This is a genomic window from Hymenobacter busanensis, assembly GCF_008727865.1.
Classification (GTDB): Bacteria; Bacteroidota; Bacteroidia; order Cytophagales; family Hymenobacteraceae; genus Solirubrum; species Solirubrum busanense.
The window spans coordinates 158396-180874 of the sequence record NZ_VTWU01000004.1 but is presented as its reverse complement, the minus strand read 5'-3'; the positions used below and the strand labels follow the sequence as shown (position 1 = coordinate 180874).

The window sequence follows — 22479 nt, the reverse complement described above, 5'->3', positions numbered from 1 at the left end:
CTGCACTATTGTCGCAACAAACTACTCGATTGTCGCAAGTTCGCCTGCGAGTCAGTAAGTACTTGCTCACCGACCATATACTTGCACTACCAACAAGTGCAACGCTTTATATTGCGCGTCTTGCAATGACTTTTTCATTGGTGCAGGAACCGCACCGGCCACCCGCCGCAACAAGCAGGCCCATTGCAGGTTGTTGATTTTTAGAGGTGCACGCGCCCTTGCCGGGGCTTTACCGTTTGCTCATGAGCCGAACCCTGTTGCCTTCTCCGGTGGCCCTCAGCCGCAAAGCCGACCTGCTGACGCTGGTGGAAAACCGCACGGTGTACTCGCTGAACGCCTTCGAGCTGAACATCTTTGAAACGCACCAGCAGGCCCACAGCGTGCCGCTCAACCTGGGCGCGCTGGTGCTGACAACCATGCTGCGCGGCAAAAAAGTGATGCACCTGCCCGGCCGCGACGCGTTCGACTACCTGCCGGGCGAGTCGGTGGTGGTGGGCGAGCAGCAGACCATGGAAATCGACTTTCCGGAGGCCGACGAGCAGAACCCCACGCAGTGCCTGGCGGTGGCCATTCCGGCCGAAACCATTCGGGGCACCGTGGATCTGCTCAACGAGCGGTACCCGCGCATCGAAGAGCACACACCCTGGCAGCTCGATGCCCGCGCCTACGCCCACCTGCACAACACGCCCGAGCTGGCGGGCACGCTGGAGCGCATCATTCGGGTGTCGCAGGAAACCTCGGCGGCCAAGGATGTGCTGGCCGGCTTCACGCTGCAGGAGCTGCTGGTGCGCCTGATGCAGACGCAGGCCCGCTGCCTGATTTTCGACAACTACCAGCAGCATCTTACCACCCACCGCTTTGCCCACGTGGTGCAGTACATCAAGCACAACCTGGCCGAGCCGCTGCCGGTGGAAAAGCTCAGCGAAATGGCCTGCATGAGCAAAGCAACGTTTTTCCGCATGTTCAAGCGCGAGTTTGGCCTCACGCCCGTCGAGTACATCATTCAGGAGCGGCTAACGGAGGCCAAGCGCCTGCTGCGCCACCCGCTGAGCACCGTAGCCGATGTGTGCTACCGCACGGGCTTCAACAACCCGGCTTATTTTCAGAAACTCTTCCGCAAGCACGAGGGCCTCACGCCGGGCCTCTACAAAAAGCAGGGCCGCGTGGGCTAGCTTTGCGGCATGCAAGACGACATCGAAACCCAGATTACCGGCTTATCTGATAAGCAAAAAGCCGTGTTTGCGGGACTGGTGTGCGAACGGCTGCTGCCGCAGTACGAAGCGTTTTGTAAAGCGGCAAACTGGGGCAGTCCGGCCGTGTATGAGCGCGGGTTGGAAATTCTTTACAACTCTTCCCTGGGTGAATTCCATCGGGCAGAAGCGGCGGCGCTGCTCGAAAAACTTGAGTTGGTACAGCCGGGCTTAACGGACTTTACAACCCCGCTGACTGCTTACGCCCTCGATGCCTGCATTGCGCTGGAGGAGGCCCTGCAGTTTCTCATCGACAAGCAGGAAAGCCACTTGCACAACTGCGCCACTGCCGCTACCGACAGCGTAGAGGCGTTTGTGCAGGAATACCGCAGCCTTAGCTCCGACCGACGGGACGCGCACGCAATAGTGGCCGCCGATGCATTCATGCAAGCCGAGCTGGCCCGTCAGCACCGCCTGCTCGACGCCTTACTTGCCCTGCCCGATTTCGACAGCGCCGACATTCACGCGCTCCGCCGCCTCAACGGCGCGGGCGGCATTATTGATGCGGCGTGGTTGCGCTAGGGCAGCCTAAAACACCACGCTGTAAGGCGCGTCGGCCAGGGCTTTTTTCTCCTCGTGCAGCTCCACGCCCAGGATTTCGTGCACGTTCACCCGAATGCGGTTGGAAAGCTGCGTGAGGGGCAAATCGTTGCTGTCTTTGCCAAACGGGTCTTCGATTTCGTCGCCAATCATTTCGACGCCGAGCAGGGCAAAGGCCCCGAACATGGTGATGGGCACCATGAAATAGCCGTAGGACGAAAGCAGCACCAGCGGCATGATGAGCAGAAAAACGGAGATAAATGCCTTAATGAAAAAGCTGTAGGAAAACGGAATCGGCGTTTTCTGAATCCGTTCGCAGGCGCCGGTCACGTCGAGCAGCACCTCGTGGTGGCGCTGAATGGCCAGCAGGTGCACCGGCAGCAGCAAGTCGTCGCGCAGCAGCTGCTCGTAGTATTCCTGCAGCGTGGCGGCCAGCAGGGAAGGCACGTGGCTCGACTGCTGCAGGCGCTCCATGTAAGCGGGGCCCAAGTCTTCGAGCTTCTCGAAGCGCACGCCGCCGCGCAGGTGGCCGTCGAGGGCAATGGGGAAGTTGGACAGCAGCTTGGCGAGGTGAAAACGGTGCTCGTGGGCCGTGGCGGGCAGGCGCGCGTGCAGCAGCACGGCTAGGTTGCGGCAGTTGTTCACGAGCTGGCCCCACACCCGGCGGCCTTCCCAGAATCGGTCGTAGGCGGTGTTGGTGCGGAACGCCAGCAAGAGGCTTAGCAAAATGCCCAGCAGCGAGAAATACTGCGGGTCGACGGTGAACTTGATGTCGAACACGCCGCGCCCGAGCAAGGCAATGGCGGTACCGTAGAGGCCCAGCAGCCACACGCGGTTCAGCAGCTTGCGAATGATGCCGGAAGTGTGCAGGTGGCGCAGTGCTTCCCACCAATCGGCCGATTTGTAGATGATCATAATGTAGCGAAGCGTTTTCGGGCTTCGCCGCAAAGCTACGCGTCACGCCATTTCGGCTGCTGCGGCAGCGGGCCAGCTACAAACCGCCGTCGTAGCCAATGGCCACGACCTCCACCACTTCTGCTTTCGGCCCCAGTTGCAGAGTTACCTGCTGCCCAAGCCGGGCACCCTGCACGGCCCGGGCCACGGGCGCCACAAACGCCACCTTGCCCTCGGCCACCGAGGCTTCGTCGACGCCCACGATGGTGAACGTGCGCTCGAAACCAGCTTTGCCACCGCTGCGGGTGCGCAGGGTCACGGTGGCGCCAAAGCGCACCTCGTCGGCGGGCTGGGTGCGCGGCTCCACCAGCTTGGCGCTGGCCAAGCGGGCGTTCAGGGCACTGATGCGGCCGTTGAACACCGACAGCAGGCGGGTGCGGTCGGCGTCGTTGTCGCGGTTGGCTTCGGCCTGGGCGCGCTCGGCTTCTAGCGTCGTCAGCTCCTCGCGCAGCAGCTCCAGGCCACGGGGCGTTACGTAGTTGGGCGTGTTGGGCGGCAGCGCCGCCCGCGGCGGAACAATGGGCGGCTGCTGGGCATCGTCTTCTTTTACAAAACCTCGGCTCATGCTCCCCCAAACGGAAAGCTGAAAGGCCCGGTTGTGCCGTTACGACCTCGGCACGTACTGCTGAAACAGCTGCGCAATGCGCGTGGCGCGGGCTTGGTCGTTGGTGTCGGCGGCGGCTTGGTAGAGGCGGCTGAGCAAGATGGCGTTTTCCTGCACTTCGCGGTCGAAGCGGGCGGGCTCGTGGGTGCTGTAGTAGGCCAACGACTGTTGGGCGCGGTTGGTGAGCGTGTCCAGAATGTAGTGGGCCCGCGGGGCGTCGCCGAGCTGCACGAGCGGCGCCACGAGGTCGGCGGTAAAAGCATCGTAGGGCACCGAGTCGTCGGGCAGCACCCGTAGGCAGTGGTCGATAACCTGCCGGGCGCGCACTGGGTTGCCGGCTTGCAGGTGGGCTTTGGCGAGGCGGGCAAACTGCTCCCGGTACTGGCCCATCAGGCGGCGCTGCTGCTCATCGAAGTACACCTTGGGCAGGCGCAGGTTGCGGTAGGCAAACTTGCGCATCAGCGAGTCGTCGAGCAACTGCGTGGCCACGGTGCCGATTTCCGGATTCTGGCCGGCGGCCTCGGTGGCCGGCACGGGCTTGGCGCAGGGCAGCACGCGGTAGGCCAAGCCTTCGAGCTGCAGGTAGTTGTGGAGGCCGCCGTATTCCTGGGGCGGTATGCTGGTGGAGAAGTATACCGGCCGCTGCCAGTTGTTGGTAGCCAGCAAATCGAGCACGGCCAGCTGCTTTTTCTCCATGACTTCCTCGCCCACATTCCACTGCATACGAGCCACGAGTTGGCCGCGCCGCTCCGGTGGCACAATGCCCAGTCGGCGCACAGCGGCGGTGTCCACGTCGAGGTAAAAATTGCCGGTAGGGTACGACAGCAGCGACTTGCCGCTTTGGGTTTGCACCTGCAGCAGCGGGCTGTTCTGCCGCACCAGCGCCACAAATTCCTTCACGTTCACGGCCGGCACCGCCGCGTTCGGCACAAACGGCAGGTAGTCGTTGGTGCCCTGCGCGTAGTCTTGGTGCGTCATCGACAGCGGCCACGGCGCCGAAGGGCCTTGCGGCTGCTTCATCTGGTCGATGTACCAGTCGGTGTTCAGGTAACTGAGCACGGCCACGCGCACATCGGGGCGCACGCCTTCCACTTGCTGGGCGTACCAAAGCGGGAAGGTGTCGTTATCGGCGTAGGTGACGAGAATGGCGTTCGGTGCCACGCTGTTGAGCATGTTGCGGGCCCAGTCGTTGGCGGCGAAACGGCCGGTGCGGTCATGGTCGTCCCAGTTTTGCTGGGCCATGCGCAAGGGTACGCCCAGGCTCAGCGCCGCCACGGCCACTACCCGCAAACGCTCCTGGCGCAGCACCGCGCGCAGCCCATCGGCCACGGCCAGCACGCCCAGGCCCAGCCAAATGGCAAACGCGTAGTAGGAGCCCGCAAAGGCGTAGTCCCGTTCGCGCGGCTCGGTGGGCGGCTGGTTGAGGTACACCACCACGGCGAGGCCCGTCAGCACAAAGAGCAAGCCTACCACGAGGGCGTTGCGCCGGTCGCGGCGCAGGTGGTAGAGCAGGCCGGCCACGCCCAGCAGCAGCGGCAAGGCGAAGTAGTTGTTGCGGGCGCGGTTGTCGGCCAGTTCGGCGGGCAGGCCGTTTTTGGTGGCGCTGGCAGGCCACAGCACGCCCGCCTGCTGCACATCGGAAGCCCGCCCCACGAAGTTCCACAGGAAGTAGCGCCCGTACATGTGGCCCATCTGGCAGCGCAGCAAAAACGCCAGGTTCTGGGCCATGGTGGGCTTTTGGTCAGGCTGCACGTCGACCCACTTCTGGTACTCGCGCAGGTGGCCGGGCTGGTTGCTGTAGAGGCGCGGCAGCAAGGTTTTGTCTTCGTCGCGGTACTCGGTTTCGAGGCGGCGCTCTTCCACCACGTAGCGGCCGTTGTGGCGCACGTAGCGCGGGGCGCCTTCGTGCTGGGCCACGGGCTGGGCGTTGAACTGCGGCCCGTAGAGCAGGGGCCGGTCGCCGTACTGCTCGCGCTTAAGGTAGCTCACAAACGACAGCACGTCCTCGGGGTTGTTTTCGTCGATGAGCGGATTGAAGCCCGAGCGAATGGGCACGATGAGGTAACACGCGTAACCGATGAGCACAAACACGAAGCCCATCAGGCCGGTGTGCAGCAAGGTCATTTCGCGCCGCCGGGCGTAGCGCAGCCCCGCCACCAGCAGCCCCACCAGCGCCGCCGCAAACAGCAGTACGCCGCTGTTGAACGGCAGCCCGAGGGTGTTGACCACGAACACCTCCGCCGCGCCGGCCAACGAGGGCAAGCCCGGAATGACGCCCACCAGAATCAGCCCAACTAGGGCACCGCTACCAACCAGCGTGAGCAGCCCCCCGCGAACCGAAGGCTCCGCCGTGCGGCGGAAATAATAGATAAAACCCAAAGCCGGAATGGCGAGCAGGTTGAGCAAGTGCACGCCGATGCTCAGGCCCACGACGTAGGCAATGAAGATGAGCCACTTGTCGGCATCGGCCTCGTGGGCGCGGTTTTCCCACTTGAGCATGAGCCACACCACCACGGCCGTGCACAAGCTCGACAGGGCGTAGACCTCCGCCTCAACAGCGTTGAACCAGAACGAGTCCGAAAACGCCAGCGCCAAGGCGCCCACCACCCCGCTGCCCAGGATGAGCAGCGTCTGGGGCGGGGTCGGCTCCAGGCCCCGGTCGTCGTGCATGCCCGGCCGACCCAGCACCAGCTTCTTGGCCAGGATGGTAATCGTCCAGAACAGGAACAGCACCGTGAACGAGCTGCTGAGCGCCGATAGGCGGTTGACCCACACGGCTACCTGCGTGGCGTCGGAGCCAGCCAGCAACGATGCTGCCCGGCCCAGCAGCAAAAACAGCGGTGCGCCGGGCGGGTGCGGCACCAGCAGCCGGTTGGCACTGGCCACAAACTCGCCGCAGTCCCAGAAACTGACGGTGGGCTCCAGCGTGAGCCAGTAGGTACTGAGCGCGGTGGCAAATACCAGTGCGCCCACGAGGTTGTTGGCAGTGCGGTAAGTGTAGGTCATGGCACGAAGCAAAAACTAGCACAAGGCCGCGCGGCCGTTGCGGCCGGGCTTAGGCGCCAGATGCCCGGCCCGGCGCAACCGTTGCCTGGGTCCATCGCCGTTGGTTGCGGTCTGTGCGTATTCAGGCAAAGAGCCGCCGTTCTGCTTCGGGGACACGGCCGCTCAGCGCCCTTTCATGGCCGTTATTTTCCACTGACAATGAAGCGCATAGTCGGCTTCATTCACCATATTGCCCACCCAACCCCACAGGCCACCCACGTTTTAAACAACCACCCACTATGCCCTACTCCTCTACCCTTTTCACTGCGCGTTTAGCCGTTGCAGCCACTATGGCAACCTGCAGCCTGTGTGCAAACCCGGCCGTAGCGCAAGTACCCACACCCATTACCTGGAACACTATGGCGGCCGCCCCCATCGGGCGCTACGAAGCCCTGGGCGGCGCTTCCGGCAGCAAGCTTTATGTGCTGGGCGGCTTCTTCACGGCCAGCATCGACGCTACCGTGCGCTGCGACGTGTACGACCGCGCCACCGACACCTGGACGCGCTTGGCCGACATGCCCGAACCCATTACGCACGCCGGAGCGGCCTTCGACGGAAACTACATTTACACCGCCGGGGGCTTTGTGGGCATGCACCCCGGCCCCGGTACCGACCACGTGTGGCGCTACGACATTGCCGCCAATACCTGGAGTGCCGGCGTGCCCTTGCCGGCCGCGCGCGGCGGCGGCATGGTGGTGCGCCTGGGCCGTATGCTGCATTTCTTCGGTGGCGGCATTCGCATCAACAACGTGTGGCGGCCCGACCCGGCCGACCACTGGGCCTTTCCCTTGGACGCGCCCAACCCCCAGTGGGTAGCCAAAGCGCCCATGCCCAACCCGCGCAACCATCTCGGCGGCACGGTGCTCAACGGCAAGATCTACGCCATCGGCGGTCAGCACGAGGGCAACGAAGCCAACGACAACCAGACCTCCATCCACGAATACGACCCCGCCACCGATACCTGGACGGCCAAAGCCAACATGCCGCGGCCGCTGGGGCACATCATGAGCACCGTGTTTGCGCTCAACAACCGCGTGGTGGTGGTGTCGGGCGTAACGGACAACACCGGCTCGGTGGCCAACATTATCGAGTTCGACCCGGTGGCCAATACCTGGCGCGAGCTAACGCCGCTGCTGGAACCTCGCCACTCGCCCGTGGCCGGTGTCATCGACGGCCGCATGGTGGTCAGCGGAGGCACGTACGGCCCGCTTCAAACCACCACGTGGCTGTCGGCGCAGGTGCTGCCCAGCCGGGCGGCTGGGCCGGTGGCTACGGGCGTTCAACTGTTTCCGAATCCCGCGGTAGCGCCGTCGGTGGAATTCGTGCTCGACCAGTTTGCGGCCGGCCCCTACCGCGTGGAGCTGACGGATGCGCTAGGCCGGGTATGCCGCCGTTACTCCCTCGTGGCGCAGAGTGCAGCGCCCAGAGGCAGCTTGTCGATCCACGAGTTGCCTGCGGGCGTGTATTCGGCCGCGTTTTACCAAGGAACGCAGGTGGTGCGCACCCGGCTCGTTCGGCAGTAAGCAGCTGTTAATGAACGGCTACGATTCCACTTAGGCCAAGCGACGCAAGCATTCCTGCAGGCTGGTGCGCCAATGCGGAATAGCCACGCCCAGCTGGGTTTTGGCTTTCGTTTTGTCGAGCACCGAGTACGTGGGGCGCGTGGCTTTGGTGGGGTATTCGTCCGTGCGAATGGGAATTACGCGGGTGTTGAGGCCGCCCAGCGCAAAGATGTCGACCGCAAAATCATACCACGACGTTACGCCCTCGTTGCTGTAGTGGTAGAGGCCGTAGTGCGTGTTGCCGGTTTCGATGATGTGCAGCAGGCAGCCGGCCAGGTCGATGGCGTAGGTGGGTGTGCCCAGCTGGTCCCAAATCACGCGCAGCTCTTCCCGTTCGCGGCCCAGGCGCAGCATGGTCTTCACAAAATTGCCGGCGAATTCGGAGTATAGCCAGCTGGTGCGCAGAATGAAATACTGCGTCGTGTGCGCGGCAATTACCTGTTCGCCTTCCAGCTTGGTGAGGCCGTAGGCGCTGATGGGTGCGGCTTCGTCGGTTTCCTGCAGGGGCTGGTTGCCGGTGCCGGCAAACACGAAATCGGTGGATACGTGCAGCAGCGTGGTGCCGAACTCGGCGCACAGGCGGGCCAGGTTTCCCACGCCGTCGCGGTTCACGCGCCGGGCCAGTTCCAGCTCATCCTCGGCCTTGTCCACCGCCGTGTAGGCGGCGCAGTTGATGCAGTACTGGGGTTGGTAGTGCGCAAAAGCCGCCCGCAGGCCGTCGGGGTTCAGGATATTGGCTTCCTCTTCGGCTAGCATTACCAAGCCCGGCACGCCCCGCTCAGTGGCTACGTGCGCCAGACATTGTCCCAATTGGCCGGAGGCCCCAAACACCAAAGTATTTCCCATAGTCAACGCCGCTCTATTCGGCGGGGCGAAAATGCGAAAAAGGCCGCGATTCAGCCGAAACCTCGGGTGACTCGCGGCCTTTTCGCTGCCGCATAAGGGTGCTACGCCGCGTTGTTCTTGTTCTGAATGGGCTCGAAGCGCCGTTCGCGCGGCTGTTTTTCGGTCAGGAACCGCCAGTAGCGCTTGGGCATGTGGCGGCGGTGCAGCTTCAGGTTGCGCCGCTCCGGAATGTTCACGTGGTCGAAATACGTCTGCCAGAGCGTTTGAAACAGCGGCTCCCGCTCGTCGAGCACGGCGGCCGAAACGGCGCTGCCCGAGCGCGGTGCGTCCGAGGCGGCATCGAAACTCAGGATGTCGGTGCGCTGCAGGTCGTAGTAGAGGCCGTAGCCGCGGCGGCGGTCGAAGATGAGCCAGCGCTGATCGGCGTAGCGCTTGGTGAAATGTTCGGCAATAAGGGGCAGCACGTCGAAATCGGGCTCCACGGTGGCGTGAAACAGCCCGTCGTGCGACTTCTCAAAACGCACGAACGCCTCCATGCGGTGCTTTTCGCGGAAGAGCTGCTTGTTGATGTCGGCCACGAGGCGCACGGTGTCGTTGCCAAAATTCTCGCTGATGTCCTGCCCGCCGGCTTCAATGGCCAGCTGCACGTAGCGAAAAATGAGCAGTTCGCGGTCGGGGCGCTCGGAGAGAAACGTTTTGTAGAGGCTGGTGCGCGCCTCGCCGGGCATGTGCCGGAGCAGGCCGTCCCACACGCGCCGGGCGCGTTCCTCGTCGGTTTCGATGTGCTGGGTTTCGGCAAACAGACCGCCCTGCGCCGCGCCTTCGGGCTGAATGGCCTCGGGCCAGAGGCGCTGTTCCCAGCAGGCCAGCACCACCGTCAGCAGCCCGTCGAAAGAGCCGTCGTAGGTGAAGCGGCCGGAGCTGCGGAAGCTGGGCGGCAGCTCGCCCGGGCGGCGTAGCGCCGTGATGGGCACAGCGGCAGGAAGGCCGGGGGCGTGGCGTTGCAAACTGGTGCGGCGAGTCTTTTTCACGAAACGAAAGCTGAAAACACGACCCCAGCCGCCCCAGCGGGCGACCGGCGCCACGTCGAGGGTGTGGAACGGCGGCGTTTTTTACGCGGCTTCGGCTTCGCGGCGCGGCGCGGCGGCTTGCTGCTCGCGCAGGGCCTGCAGCTGCTGGCGCACCAGCGGCAGCAGGTCGGAAAGCTTGCAGCAGCAGGCCATACGGGCCACTTTCTCGGGCTGGGCGAGTTGCAGGGCCGGCTGTTGGTCTTCGGCGGAGTGCAGCGAAATAGTCATGATGGAGAGCGAAAAGTCGGTGGTTGGTTAGCTGGCCTGCCGAAACAGGTCGAGCTGGGGCGAAACGAGGTCGGGGGCGGTGATGATGGTGGGCTCGGGCGCAAACAGATCGAGTTGGCGCTTGACCAGGGCCGAACGGGTCTGACCGTCGCCGTACAGGATTTTGCGGCGCACGGTCTGCTCGTCGTACTCGCGCTTTTCCAGCGCCATGCCGCGGCAGGTGATGAAGTAGCGCGCCCGGCGCAGCACCACGCCAAACTTGTGCAGGTGGTCGAGCGTGAGCGGCGCAAACCGGCGGGCGGCCACAATGCGCTTGGCCGATTTCATGCCGATGCCGGGAATGCGCAGAATCAACTCGTAGTCGGCCGTGTTCACGTCGACGGGGAAGATTTCGCGGTGGCGCAGGGCCCAAGCCAGCTTCGGGTCGATTTCGAGGTCGAGGTGCGGGTGCGCGGGGTCCAGGATTTCGTCGGCGTCGAAGCCGTAGAAGCGCATCAGCCAGTCACTCTGGTAGAGGCGATGCTCGCGCATCAGGGGCGGCTGCACTACTTGCGGCAGGCGCTGGTCGCCGCTCACGGGCACGTAGCCCGAGTAGTACACGCGCTTGAGGCCGTAGCCTTTGTAGAGGCCGTCGGCGAGCTTGATGATCTGGTGGTCCGACTCGGGCGTGGCGCCTACTACGAGCTGGGTGGTTTGGCCGGCCGGGGCAAACTGCGGCACTTTGCGGAACAGTTCCCGCTCTTCGCGGTTCTCGGCCACCTTGAGCTGAATCTGGCTCATGGGCGTGAGAATCTCGGCGTAATTTTTCTCCGGCGCCAGCTTCTGCAGGCTGTCGTCCGAAGGCAACTCGATGTTCACGCTCAGGCGGTCGGCGTACAGGCCGGCTTCCTGAATCAGCTCCTCGGAGGCGCCGGGAATGGTTTTCAGGTGGATGTAGCCGTTGAACTTCTCCTCCAGGCGCAGCTTCTTGGCAATGCGCACAAGGCGCTCCATCGTGTAGTCGGCCGACGAGAAGATGCCGCTGCTCAGGAACAGGCCCTCGATGTAGTTGCGGCGGTAGAAGTTCATGGTCAGATCCACAACTTCCTGCACCGTAAAGGCGGCGCGCTTCACGTCGTTCGACTTGCGCGACACGCAGTAGGCGCAGTCGAAAATGCAGTGGTTGGTGAGCAGGATTTTCAGCAAGCTCACGCAACGGCCGTCTTCGGTGTAGCTGTGGCAAATGCCCATGCCTTCGGCGTTGCCGAGGCCTCCGTTGTCGTTTTTGCGCTTGCCGCCGCTGCTCGAGCACGAGGCGTCGTACTTGGCGGCGTCGGCCAATATGCTTAGCTTTTCCTGAATCCGTTCGTTCATCCGAGGCGGGCCTTAGAGGGCGTAAATCAACGGATAAACCCTGTCTGGCGCAAGCTTGTTCCCGATTTTTTAGCAACTAATTTTTTTAGGAATAGTTCCCGCTGGCCCGGCTGCAAAATGCCCTTGCTGCCGGCCTTTCGTATCTTCGGCAGCTTCCGTGGCCCAGGCGCTGCGCGTTGCTGTATTGTGTCCTTCCCGTTGCTGCGTTTCCTGCGTGTGTTGTGTTGCTGCTGGCTGATCCTGCTCGGGTCGGTTGGCGCTGCCGTGGCCCAGCAGCCGACCGCTCCGCCCCAGCAAACCGTGCCCGACAGCCTGCGCAACGTGCCGCTCGACTCGCTGCGGCGGCGCTTCGACCAGCAACGGTTCCTCAACAACCTCAAAGCCTACACCAAGCGCAAAACCATCGTGGGCAAGGCGCTGTCGGCGGCGTTCAACTTCACCGAGCGCCGCGAAGAGCAAGCCGGCCTCGACGCGGCCCTGCTCGACAGGCAATACGACCGGCACACCTACAAAATCGTGCGGCGGGTGCAAATCGTGACCCTCGACGCCTTCGGCTACAGCATTACCGACACCACCCGCGTGCCGCGCAACGTGCTGGAGAAAGGCGGCAACTTCTTTCACCTCACCACCGCCCGGCGGAAGGTGCGCAAGCTGCTGCTCTTCAAGCCCGGCCAGGAGCTGGAGCCGCAGGCTCTGGCCGAAACCGAACGTCTGCTGCGCCAAACCGACTTCATTCTCGACGCCCGCGTGGTGGTGGACGAGCGCACCACTACCCAGGACAGCGTCGACATCCGGGTCATCACCAAAGACGTGTTCAGCCTCAGCGGCGGCTTTCAGCTGCGCGACGTGGGCTCGGGCGTGGTAACGCTGCGCGACAAGAACTTTGTGGCCCGCGGCCACGACTTCCGCAACCGCTTTGCCTACGGCCTGAGCAACCCGAAGGGCTGGGCCTACCAAGGCAGCTACACCGTGCCGCTGCGCAACTACCTGGTGGGCCAGGCGCGCTACCGCAACGAGTGGCAGTTTGAGGAACGCGCGGCTTCGCTGTCGCGCGGGTTTGTGTCGGTCAACACGCAGTACGCCTACTCGGCGGGCCTCACTCAGTTCCGGCAGGGCTACCTGACCACGCCGGTTGGGCAAACGCCGGAAGTGTTTCTGCCCATTGGCTTCAACGTGGCCGACGGCTGGCTGGGCCGCTCGTTTCGGCCGCGCAGCTACGATTTGGGCTTCGACAACCCCGCCCGCATCATCGTGGCCACGCGCCTCATCCGCACCGATTACACCCAGCGGCCCAACCGGCAGCAGTTCGGCAACAGCACCCTGGCGCTGCTGAGCCTGGGCTACAGCGTGCGGCACTACTACAAAGACCGGTACCTGTTCGGCTTCGGCCGCACCGAGGACGTGCCCACCGGCACGCTGCTGACACTGACCGGCGGCTATGACCTGAACGAAAACGGCCACCGGCCTTACGTGGGCACCCGCATTGCGGCGGCCGGGTTCAGCCCCTTGCGCGGGTACCTCTACATGAGCGGCGAAATCAGCCGGTTTCTGCAGAACGGGCGCTGGCAGCAGGGCGTGTTCAGCGGCGAGGCGCTGGCCTTCACGCGCCTCTACCACATGGGCGACTGGCAGCTGCGGCATTTTTTCTGGACGCGCGCCCTCATCGGCATTCAGCGCACGCCCGGCGACTTGCCGCTGAGCATTGAGGGCGAACGGGGCCTGCGCGGCTTTTCGCCCGACTCGTACCTGCGCGGCAGCAGCCGGTTTGTGGTCAACTACGAGACGAACATGTTTACGCCGGTGTCGTTTCTGGGCTTCCGCCTCGCGGGCATTGCCTTTGCCGATGCCGCCTGGCTGAGCACCAACGGGCGCGAGTCGCCGTTTCAGCAAAAGCCCTACACCGGCTTTGGCGTGGGCCTGCGTTTCCGCAACGAATACCTGGCCGTCAGCACCATTCAGATCCTGCTGGGCTACTACCCGCGCGGCATCACCGACGGCAGCGGGCTGCGCGTGTTCGAGTCGTCGCGCAGCTACTACCAGTTCAACGACTTCAGCTTCGGCCAGCCCGGAATAACACGCTACGACTAAGGGCAACGCGGAACAGAGCCGGCCGGCGCTTCTTTATTCAAATAGCCGTATAGATTGTCGCTGTTCTTTTCCGCGGGATTAAGCGCCACCTTTGCGTGGCCTGAACAGTATTGTTCATTCTTCATTGCTCACTGAACCCTGCCCATGCTCCTCGGCGACTATAACGACCTGGAAGTAGCCCGCTTCGTTGAATTTGGCGTGTACCTGACTTCCGACGACGGCGACATCCTGATGCCCGACCGCTACGTGCCGGCGGGTATTCAGATCGGCGACACGGTGCGCGCGTTTGTGTACCGCGACTCCGAGGACCGCCTCGTGGCCACTACCGAAACGCCGCTGGTGCGCGTGGGCGAGTTTGCAGCCTTAACTGTGCGCGACACCACGGCCATCGGCGCCTTCCTCGACTGGGGCCTGCCCAAGGATTTGCTGCTGCCGCTGCGCAACCAACCCAAGCGCGTGCGGGCCGGCGACAAAGTGCTGGTGTACGTGTACCTCGACGACAAATCGGACCGCATTGTGGCCACCGCCAAGTGGGAGCGGCACACCGACCGGGAGCCTAACCTGGCCGTGGGCGACGAAGTGCAGCTGCTGGTGGGCGGCCAGAGCGAGCTGGGCTACGCGGCCCTCGTCAACAAGCAATACCTCGGCATGCTGTTCCGCAACGAGGTTTTCCGCCTGCTCACCATCGGCGACGAAGTGCCCGGCTACGTGCGCCAGGTGCGCCCCGACGGCAAGCTCGACGTGAGCCTGCAGCGCGCCGGGTTCGACGAAGCCCGCGCCGCGGCCGACCTACTGGTGGAAGCCCTGCGCAAAGCCGGCGGCAAGCTGCCCCTCTCCGACAAGAGCGAGCCGGAAGACATTTACCGCCGCCTGGGCATGAGCAAAAAGGTGTTCAAGAAAGCCCTCGGCAACCTCTACAAGCGCGGCCTCGTGCAGCTGGGCGACGCGCACACCCAGCTGATCGAAGCCGAGTAACGAGCATTTGCCGCTGCTGATTTCCCTCGGTGGCGGCGCAGCTTGCGGGTTGCGTTTTCGTCGGTAGGTTGCGGCTGCTCGTGCCGTTGGCCACTGCTGCGGGCAAAACCTTCGGCCGCCGGGTGCGTTGGGAAAACGCATTGCTTCTCCCCTTCTGATTTCCACCGTGCCATGGTCCCCACGTCGGATCTAAAGAAAACCGCCCTCATAGCCGGCGCCACCGGCCTCGTGGGCAGCTATCTGCTGCCGCTGCTGCTGCAAAGCGACCGGTACGCCAAAGTTATTTCGGTGGGCCGCCGGCCGCTGCCCATGGTGCACCCCAAGCTGGAGCAGCGCGTGGTGGATTTCGAGCAGCTTGAAACCCAACGCCTCAGCCTCATTGCCGACGACGTGTATTGCTGCCTGGGCACTACCATGCGCCAGGCTGGCTCGAAAGAAGCCTTTTACAAAGTCGATTACCTGTACGTGGTGAAGCTGGCCGCCCTTACGGCCGCCAATTTCGCGGCGCAGTTTATGGTCGTCTCGGCCATGGGCGCCGACCCGGCTTCGCGCTTCTACTACAACCGCGTGAAGGGCGACATGGAAGCGGCCGTGCGGCAGGCCCCGTTCCGGGCCGTGCACATTTTCCGGCCGTCGTTGCTGCTGGGGCAGCGTAGCCAGCAGCGCCTGGGCGAAAAAATCGGCGCCGTGGTGTTGCGCCTCATCAATCCGCTGCTCATCGGCCCGTTGCAGCATTACCGCGCCGTGCCGGCTGCCGCGGTGGCCCAGGCGATGCTCAACGCAGCCCGGCAAGAAGGCGGCGGGGTGCGCACCTACCTCTCGGCCGAAATTGCGCGGGGCGTGTCGCCGACGGCATAAATTGTACTGCTCATCGTATATTTGCCTGTATTGCAAGTATTATACCCTTGCAACGGGCATTTATTTGACTTTTTTCATGAAAAAATACGCACCCGCATTGCTTGTACTGGCCGCGTTAGCAGTTGCCGCGCCGGCCGCTGCCCAAACCAAGAAAACCAGCAAAACCTCTTCCAAGAGTTCGGGCAAGTCGTCGGGCGGAGGCGGTGGTGCGGGCTACAGCACCGGCATCGGCCTGCGGGGCGGCGGCTACGCTTCGGGACTGACGGTTAAACACTTCACGGGCGGCAACAACGTTGCCATCGAAGGCCTGCTGACCACGGAATACCAAGCCAAAGGAGCCCGCTTCACGCTGCTGTTTGAGAAGCACTACGCCGTGCTGCCCGAGTTCAAGCACCTGCAGTTTTACTTTGGTGGTGGCGCCCACGTGGGTGCCTACCGCCGGTACTATTACTACGGCGTGCCCTACCGCTGGAAAGGCCACAAAAAGGAGTACTACTACGTGCAGTACTACGCCGAAGACAAGCTTTACCCCGTAGTCGGCGCCGATTTGGTACTCGGGCTGGAATACAAAATCGACGACCTGCCGCTGGTTGTTGGCATCGACTACAAACCGTACTTCGACATTTTCGACGGGGGCTCCGGCCTGTACAACGACGCGGCACTGAGCTTACGGTTTACGTTCTAACCCACGTACATCGAGCCACCGGGCCGCCGTAGCATCTGCTACGGCGGCCCGGTGCCTTTATAGGAAGTTGTATCAAAGCGGTTTGTACCAAATTTGCGCGTCCTTATTTCGAAATAACAGAATTATACAAACTAATAAACAATTAATATTATTTTAGTCGCTTCCTTAAGATAAGCTCATGAAACACGTACTACCCTCCACAACCAAGGCCTTTGCTGCGGCACTGGCACTCATTTCGTTTTCCGCGCACGCCCAGCACGCCAAGATTGCGCGTCCGTGGGCGGGCCACATTGCGCATACGGCTCGTGCCGAGGCGAGCCGCCACGTGGCTACCACGGTGATAGTGCCGGGGCGGAGCGTGAACCACAGTTGGGACGGCACGCGCTGGTACGGCGGCAGCACTACTACCTATACCTACAACCCGCAGGGCAAGCCTACCCAAATGGTATTTGCCGACTCGGCCACCAACGCTCTGTACGGTAAATACATCATGAACTACGACGGACAGGGCCTGCTGAGCGAATTCATATACCAAGATTGGGCGGGTTCGGCCTTTCGCAACAACACGCGAGAGTTGTACGCCTACGATTCGCACGGGAGGGAAACCCTCTACACCGACCAGCAATGGCTGAACAACGCGTGGGTAACCCAGGAAAGCTACCGCACCACCAACACCTACAACACCGCCGGCACGCTTATCAGTCAGGTGTTCGAGTCGTTAAATATTGGCACCAACACCTGGCAGCCGGAGGAACGGCAGCTTTACACCGTAGATGCCAACAACCGCTGGACGGAGGTGGTGGGCCAGGAATGGACCAACGGCGCCTACGTGAATGAGTTCCGCACCCGCAACATCACGTGGTATAATTGGGCAACGCTGTTGCCGTCGTATTACGAAGATCAGGAATGGATTCCCTCTTCCAATACGTGGGGTTTTGATACCCGCACAACGCTTTCCTACCAGCCCAACGGCAGCTACGCATCCGTTTTGCAAGAGCTGACGGCCCCGAATACCTGGGTGAACGAAGACCGCCACACCTACACCTACGACAACTACGGCAACGAAATTCTCCACCAGGGCGAGGGCTGGGCCAACAACGCTTGGTTTATCGACCACGGCAACAGCGCCACCCTGGCTTACACCGCCACCAACCAAGTGCGGCGGTCGTTGCAACAGAACTACAACTCCCAGTCGCGGCGATACGAAAAGTCGTCGGTTACCACTTATAGCAACTTCGTAACACTGGGCGCCCGCCCGGCCGCGCTGCTCGCGGAGGCGTCGCTCTACCCCAACCCGGCCCGCAATGCCACTACCCTGGTAGTAGCCGGGTTGCGTGAGCAAGGCCCGGTGCCGGCCGAAGTGCTGAACACCGTGGGCCAAGTGGTGGCCACGCTGGCGCTGCGGCCTCAGCAAGGCACCATTCGGCAGGAGCTGAACCTGGCTGGTTTGACCAATGGCCTCTACACCGTGCGCCTGCACACCGCCGACGGTACCTTGGTACGGCGCGTGGTGAAGCAGTAATCAGCGCTGTTCGATAATCGAAAGGCCCGCTTGCTTGCGCAGGCGGGCCTTTTGATTGCCGGCTGTGTTTAGTGCACCACTATCACGCGGCCGTGGCGGCGCGGCGCCGGCCGGTAGTAGCGGGGGCCGTAGTAGGGCCGGTAGGCGCGGTAGTGTGGCCGGGCCGGCACTACCACTACCGGGGCCGGACGTACCACCACCGGCGGGGGCCCCACCGTTGCGTAGCCACCGGCACAACCCGTAAAGAGCGTAGCGGCAGCGGTACCAGCCAGAAATACCAGGGTTTTCAGAGCGTTTTGCATAGCAGAAGGCGCACCGCAGCGCGCCGGTTGGGTTCATTAGCAGGTGATTAGACGCCGAGCTTCAACGCAGGTTTAACCACCCGAGAAGCTTTGGGCATCCACACATGGCTCCGCCGAGCGCCAGTAAGCACAAACCGTCCTGCCGAGCGTGGCTCAACAGGACGGCTTTTGCTTTTTTGCATGTGCTTTCGGTCCTTACAGCGTGATGCGGTACACGGCATCGGTGGCGCCGCCGAAGATGCCAAAGCCGGGCTCGATGTTGCTGTAAAGCGGGGTGGGCTCGGCAAAGGGGTTGCCATCGTTGTCCTGGTACACGCGGCGGCTGTTGTAGAACAAGTACAAGTCGCGGGTGATGTGCGAGACGACGATGTCCAGGTACTTGGTGGCGCCGGGTCCGCCGGGGAAAGTGCCGCCGTTGTTCACGTAGTAGCGCACGTTGTTGGTGAGCGTCAGGCGGCGGCCGTCAAAGCCGCTGTCCGAAAACGGCTCGGTGCTGTAGCTGCCGGGCTGCGAGAGGCGGAAGCGCGACACGTTCACGGCCCCGTCGGTTTCGTCGTCGACGAAGGCCGCGCCCACGATGTTGTCGTTGGCGTCGCGCAACAGAGCATACACCAGGTAGTAGTTGCCGGCGCCGCTGGGGTCGTCGAACGACACCGAGAGGCGGGCCAGCTGGTTGTAGGGGTCGGTGCTGCGCAGGGGCGTGAGGCTGGCTTCGGCAATAGCTACCGTGGCGGGCAGCGTCACGCGGCTTTCGGCGGTGGGGGCGTTGAGCGCACTCACGCGCAGGGTGTAGCTGCTGCCGGGCCGAAACGTGTAGCCCAGCAGCGGTTCGTAGCGGCCGGTGCTGTTGAAACCGCCTCCCCAGCCGCCTTGGCCGGGCTGCCCCGTGCGCGGCTTGTAGCGCTCCACTACCGCGCCCGCGCCGTCGCGCACTTCGATGGTGGCATTGGTGCTGCCTTCCAGCTGGCGCGAGTCGAACAGGCGCTGGCTCACGCTCACGAAGGGCACGCGGTCGTCGAACAGCTCACGCAACCGTTTGTCAGAAGCGGGGTTGGCGTCGAGCACGTAGGCCACGGCCACGCGGGGCTCGTGCTCGGGCTCGGGCACCTCAATATCGGTTTCGCAGGCGCTCAGCAGGGCCGCGGCGGCCGTCCCAACCAGCAGGCCGAGGGCGCGGCGTGGGCGGAAGGTGGGGGGCGTTCCGGCCAAGAACTTCAGAGACTTCAGCATAATCGAACGAGGTTAGAACCGGAAGCTTTTGCTAAACGAGGGAATGATGGGAAACAGGCTGATCTGCTTGTAGGTCGATTTTTTCTCCACGTTGCCGTTCATGTCGGTGTAGCCTTGCTGGAAGTAGAGGAAGTACGGGTTGGCGCGGCTGTAGGCGTTGTATAGGCTCACGCTGTTGATCATCTCGCCCCACTTTTTCTTCTTGGTGTAACTCAGGTCGAGGTCCATGCGGTGGTAGGCGCGCATGCGGTAGGAGTTGCGCGGGCCATAGTCGTCGTATTGCTGGTAGTCGCCCAGCACGTAGCGGCCGCGCGAAAGCGTCACGGCGTTGCCGGTGCCGTACACCCACGTGCCCGAGAGGCGCAGGTGGTCGTTGAAATCGTGGATGATGACCACTTTGGCGTCGTGGCGGCGGTCGTACTTGTAGGGGTACACGCGGCCCTGGTTCAATTCCTCAAACTGCCGCTTGCTCCACGAGAGGGTGTATCCTACCCAGCCGGTGGTGCGGCCGGTTTTCTTCTGCACAAACACCTCGGCGCCGTAGGCCCAGCCCTTGCCGCTGGTCACCTTGTCCTGCCAGTTGTTGTCGGTCGTGCCCAGGAAGTTGGCGCCCTCGCGGTACTCAATCAGGCGCTGCATGGGCTTGTAGTAGGCTTCCAGGCTCAGCTCGTAGTCTTCGTCTTTGAAGCGCAGGTTGCGGGCCGCGCCCAGGGCCACCTGCTGGGCTTTCTGGGGTTTCACCTTGGCCGTGGCCGGTACCCACAGGTCGGTGGGCAGGCCAATGCCGCTGTTGGTGAGCAGGTGAATGAACTGCGAGGTGCGGGCGTAGGAGCCTTTCAGCGCCCAGTCTTCGGTGAGCAGGAAACGGGCAGCCAGGCGCGGCTCGACGGAGGGAAACAGCTTGCCATCGACGGCAAAGCCGTTGACGCGCAAGCCGGCGTTGACCTTCAGCCGCTCGGTTACTTTGTAGTCGTCTTCGGCGTACACGCCCACCTCGTGGCCCAGCGTGCGGCTTTCTTTGTTGAACTGGTCGAGGTTGGCATCGGGGTCGGAGCTCTTGATCTGCATGGCCCCCGGCCGGAACTGGTGGAAAATGTACTGGCCGCCGAAGCGCACGTAGTGGTTGGGCAACGGCAGGTAGTCGAAATCGGTTTTGAGCGTCCAGTCGCGGATGTTGGAAGCGTAGAGCAGGGCAAACTTCTCGGTTTGGAGCGGCTCGCCGGGGTTGCGCCGGAAGCGGTTGGTTTGCTCGATGCCCACGTCGAACTGGTAGCGGCTGAACGTGAGGTGGGTGTTGGCAAAGAGTCGGTCGTTCACCACGTGGTTCCAGCGCAGTGCCGAGGTGATGTTGCCCCAGCCCAGGCCGTCTTTCTCCTGGTTGTACTGGCCGTCTTCCACGGGGCTTTTGTAGCGGGCGTAGAACTTGTCGCGGCCGGTGTAGGCGCTCAGGTAGAGCCGGTCGCGCTGGCTCAGCTTCCAGTTCACCTTGGCGTTGACGTCGTGGAAAAAGTAGCCCACCGTGGGCCGCTCGTTGTAGGGAATTCCCTCGGCGGCCATGGCCAGGTTGATGAGCGGCCGGGCCAGCAGGTCGATGTAGGTGCGGCGGGCCGAAATGATGAACGAGGCCGTGTCTTTCTTGATGGGGCCTTCCAGCGTGAGGCGCGAGGCAATTAGGCCCACGCCGCCTTCGCCGTGAAATTTCTGCATGTTGCCCTCCTTCATCGAAATATCGAGCACCGAGGAGAGCCGCCCGCCGTAGCGGGCCGGGAAACCGCCTTTCACCAGCTCCACGTTGTTGAGCGCGTCGGCGTTGAAGACGGAGAAGAAGCCGAACAGGTGCGAGGCGTTGTACACCGGCGTACCGTCGAGCAGAATCAGGTTCTGGTCGGGGGAGCCGCCGCGCACGTAGAGGCCGGTCTGGCCTTCGCCGCCGGCCTGCACGCCCGGCAGCAGCTGCATCACCTTCAGCACGTCCCGCTCGCCAAACAGCGCCGGCACGGCCTTGATTTGGTTGAGCGGGATGTTCATGGTGCCCATGCGGGTGCTTTCGGCCAGCTTTTCCTGCTGGGTGCCCACAATCTCCACCGATTGCAGCTCACTGGTGGCCGATTGCAGCCGGAAGTTCAGCGCCTGGCTTTTGTCGAGGCGCACGGGCACTACCTGGCGCTGGTAGCCCAGGTACGACGCCAGCAGCCGGGTAGTGTCGCCGGAGGCGGGCAGCGTGAGCGAGTAGAAGCCGTAGGTGTTGGTGGCGGTGCCCTGGCCCGAGCTGGGGTGCACCACGGCCACGCCAATGAGGTTTTCGCCGGTGGCGGCGTCGCGCACGTACCCGCTGAACGTGACGCGCCCCACGGAGGCTTTGGCCGCTTGTTGCGCGTGCACGGCCGGCGTGAGCAGGCAACCCAGAACGCCCAAGCCGATGGCCGAGCGGAAATGTAGAATCATATTATCAGAGAAAATAACGAAACAAAGCTAGTGGCTGCCCCGGCCGGCCGCAACCGCACGATGATGCTAGCACGGCGCCCTCATGGGCGAAGAGGCGGAGGGCTACGCGGGTGGTTGCAAGTGGCGAAAAAAGAGCCCCGCCGGCTTGTGGGTCGACGGGGCACTTATAACGCCGGGTTGGCGCACTTATTTCTTTCCGCGGGCGGCGTATTCCGCGTTCAGGCGCTGGAGCACGGGGGCGGTAATGTCGAGGCCCTTGCGGCCGTAGGCAATGGTGCCGCTGCCGGCAATCAGAATCAGGTCGTAGCCGTTTTCCTTGCCGTAGGTTTCCAGCAGCTTGTTCACGCGGGTCAGCACCACGTCGGTCATGCGGGCTTCTTCCTGCTGGGCTTGCTGCTGCAGGCCCTGCTGCTGCTGGGCTACCTGCTGCTCCTGCTGCTGCAGGCGCTGCTCGGTGGCGGCGCGCTGCTCTTCGGTGAGGCTGGCGGCGGTTTTCTGGTAGTTCTGCACGGCGGCCTGGAAGCTGCGCACGTTGGTTTCGTGCTGCTTTTGCCACTGGGCGGCCTTGCGCTCATACTCTTTGCGGGCACTCTGCATGGCGCGGTAGCCTTCCAGCAGCTTGGCCGACTCCACGAAAGCCACTTTGCGGATGTTGCCGGCCGGCAGCACCGGCAGGGCCTTGCCCGAATCGGCCGTGACGATGGCGGGAGTGGCCACGGCGGTTTCGGTGGTATCGGCGGGCTCGTCGTCGGTGGCGGCCACGGTGGCGGCGGGCTGGGCAGCGGGAGCCGCCGGTTTCTGGGCGAAGTGCAGGTAAAACAGGACGGCTACGGCAAGCAGCAAAATGGCGTTGATGGCCAGTTGAAGCGGGTTCTTCATGCAGGATAAGAGGCAAGGATGACGCCGGACACGCTGCCGGCTC

19 protein-coding genes are annotated in these 22479 nt (G+C 63.2%); 8 read left to right on the top strand and 11 right to left on the bottom strand.

Going from position 1 to position 22479, the window contains the following annotated elements:
- Nucleotides 1–242 precede the first annotated feature (242 nt).
- Nucleotides 243–1172: an AraC family transcriptional regulator gene (locus F0P96_RS11760; protein ID WP_151079098.1), complete on the top strand. Its 930-nt coding sequence runs from the start codon at nt 243–245 to the stop codon at nt 1170–1172.
- Nucleotides 1173–1181: 9 nt separating this feature from the next.
- Complete coding sequence (locus F0P96_RS11755; RefSeq protein WP_151079097.1) at nt 1182–1772, top strand: DUF416 family protein; 591 nt, start codon at nt 1182–1184, stop codon at nt 1770–1772.
- A 6-nt stretch (nt 1773–1778) separates the two neighbouring features.
- On the opposite strand, the gene F0P96_RS11750 is transcribed toward F0P96_RS11755, so the two are convergent.
- From F0P96_RS11750 to F0P96_RS11740, 3 genes are all read right to left on the bottom strand, one after another.
- Nucleotides 1779–2705, bottom strand: coding sequence for a bestrophin family protein (locus F0P96_RS11750; protein WP_151079096.1), 927 nt, complete (start codon nt 2703–2705; stop codon nt 1779–1781).
- Between the two features lie 76 nt (nt 2706–2781).
- Nucleotides 2782–3309: a GreA/GreB family elongation factor gene (locus F0P96_RS11745; protein WP_151079095.1), complete on the bottom strand. Its 528-nt coding sequence runs from the start codon at nt 3307–3309 to the stop codon at nt 2782–2784.
- A 39-nt stretch (nt 3310–3348) separates the two neighbouring features.
- A complete protein-coding gene (locus F0P96_RS11740; protein ID WP_151079094.1) occupies nt 3349–6354 on the bottom strand; it encodes a glycosyltransferase family 117 protein in 3006 nt (1001 codons plus the stop codon).
- A gap of 398 nt (nt 6355–6752) precedes the next feature.
- Here F0P96_RS11740 and F0P96_RS11735 point away from each other — a divergent pair, with 398 nt between their 5' ends.
- Nucleotides 6753–7916, top strand: coding sequence for a Kelch repeat-containing protein (locus F0P96_RS11735; protein WP_160620113.1), 1164 nt, complete (start codon nt 6753–6755; stop codon nt 7914–7916).
- A gap of 30 nt (nt 7917–7946) precedes the next feature.
- Here F0P96_RS11735 and rfbD read toward each other — a convergent pair whose 3' ends face one another.
- The 4 genes from rfbD to F0P96_RS11715 all read right to left on the bottom strand — a co-directional run bounded on the left by rfbD (nt 7947) and on the right by F0P96_RS11715 (nt 11452).
- A complete protein-coding gene (rfbD, locus tag F0P96_RS11730) occupies nt 7947–8801 on the bottom strand; it encodes a dTDP-4-dehydrorhamnose reductase (RefSeq protein ID WP_151079092.1) in 855 nt (284 codons plus the stop codon).
- Nucleotides 8802–8902: 101 nt separating this feature from the next.
- The gene (locus F0P96_RS11725; protein WP_235917454.1) at nt 8903–9832 is read right to left on the bottom strand and encodes a TIGR03915 family putative DNA repair protein; all 930 of its coding nucleotides are present in this window, start codon (nt 9830–9832) and stop codon (nt 8903–8905) included.
- Nucleotides 9833–9913: 81 nt separating this feature from the next.
- Nucleotides 9914–10099: a hypothetical protein gene (locus tag F0P96_RS21000; RefSeq protein ID WP_160620115.1), complete on the bottom strand. Its 186-nt coding sequence runs from the start codon at nt 10097–10099 to the stop codon at nt 9914–9916.
- A 27-nt stretch (nt 10100–10126) separates the two neighbouring features.
- The gene (locus F0P96_RS11715; RefSeq protein ID WP_151079091.1) at nt 10127–11452 is read right to left on the bottom strand and encodes a putative DNA modification/repair radical SAM protein; all 1326 of its coding nucleotides are present in this window, start codon (nt 11450–11452) and stop codon (nt 10127–10129) included.
- Between the two features lie 186 nt (nt 11453–11638).
- On the opposite strand from F0P96_RS11715, the gene F0P96_RS11710 reads away from it, so the two are divergent.
- The 5 genes from F0P96_RS11710 (at nt 11639) to F0P96_RS11690 (ending at nt 17580) form a co-directional block, all read left to right on the top strand.
- A complete protein-coding gene (locus F0P96_RS11710; RefSeq protein WP_151079090.1) occupies nt 11639–13540 on the top strand; it encodes a BamA/TamA family outer membrane protein in 1902 nt (633 codons plus the stop codon).
- A gap of 144 nt (nt 13541–13684) precedes the next feature.
- Nucleotides 13685–14515 carry a CvfB family protein gene (locus F0P96_RS11705; RefSeq protein ID WP_151079089.1) on the top strand — a complete coding sequence of 277 codons (831 nt, stop codon included), beginning with the start codon at nt 13685–13687 and terminating at the stop codon, nt 14513–14515.
- A 171-nt stretch (nt 14516–14686) separates the two neighbouring features.
- Nucleotides 14687–15373 (top strand): NAD-dependent epimerase/dehydratase family protein, encoded by a 687-nt coding sequence (locus F0P96_RS11700; protein ID WP_151079088.1) that lies wholly within the window; start codon nt 14687–14689, stop codon nt 15371–15373.
- Nucleotides 15374–15449: 76 nt separating this feature from the next.
- A complete protein-coding gene (locus F0P96_RS11695) occupies nt 15450–16058 on the top strand; it encodes a hypothetical protein (RefSeq protein ID WP_151079087.1) in 609 nt (202 codons plus the stop codon).
- Between the two features lie 178 nt (nt 16059–16236).
- Nucleotides 16237–17580 carry a T9SS type A sorting domain-containing protein gene (locus F0P96_RS11690; RefSeq protein WP_151079086.1) on the top strand — a complete coding sequence of 448 codons (1344 nt, stop codon included), beginning with the start codon at nt 16237–16239 and terminating at the stop codon, nt 17578–17580.
- A gap of 68 nt (nt 17581–17648) precedes the next feature.
- On the opposite strand, the gene F0P96_RS11685 is transcribed toward F0P96_RS11690, so the two are convergent.
- The 4 genes from F0P96_RS11685 to F0P96_RS11670 form a co-directional block, all read right to left on the bottom strand.
- Nucleotides 17649–17882 (bottom strand): hypothetical protein, encoded by a 234-nt coding sequence (locus F0P96_RS11685; RefSeq protein WP_151079085.1) that lies wholly within the window; start codon nt 17880–17882, stop codon nt 17649–17651.
- 195 nt (nt 17883–18077) lie between these two features.
- Nucleotides 18078–19112 (bottom strand): DUF4249 domain-containing protein, encoded by a 1035-nt coding sequence (locus F0P96_RS11680; protein WP_151079084.1) that lies wholly within the window; start codon nt 19110–19112, stop codon nt 18078–18080.
- Between the two features lie 12 nt (nt 19113–19124).
- Nucleotides 19125–21557 (bottom strand): TonB-dependent receptor, encoded by a 2433-nt coding sequence (locus F0P96_RS11675; protein WP_151079083.1) that lies wholly within the window; start codon nt 21555–21557, stop codon nt 19125–19127.
- A 186-nt stretch (nt 21558–21743) separates the two neighbouring features.
- Entirely contained in the window at nt 21744–22436 is a 693-nt protein-coding gene (locus F0P96_RS11670; protein WP_151079082.1) for an OmpH/Skp family outer membrane protein, read from the bottom strand.
- Nucleotides 22437–22479 lie beyond the last annotated feature (43 nt).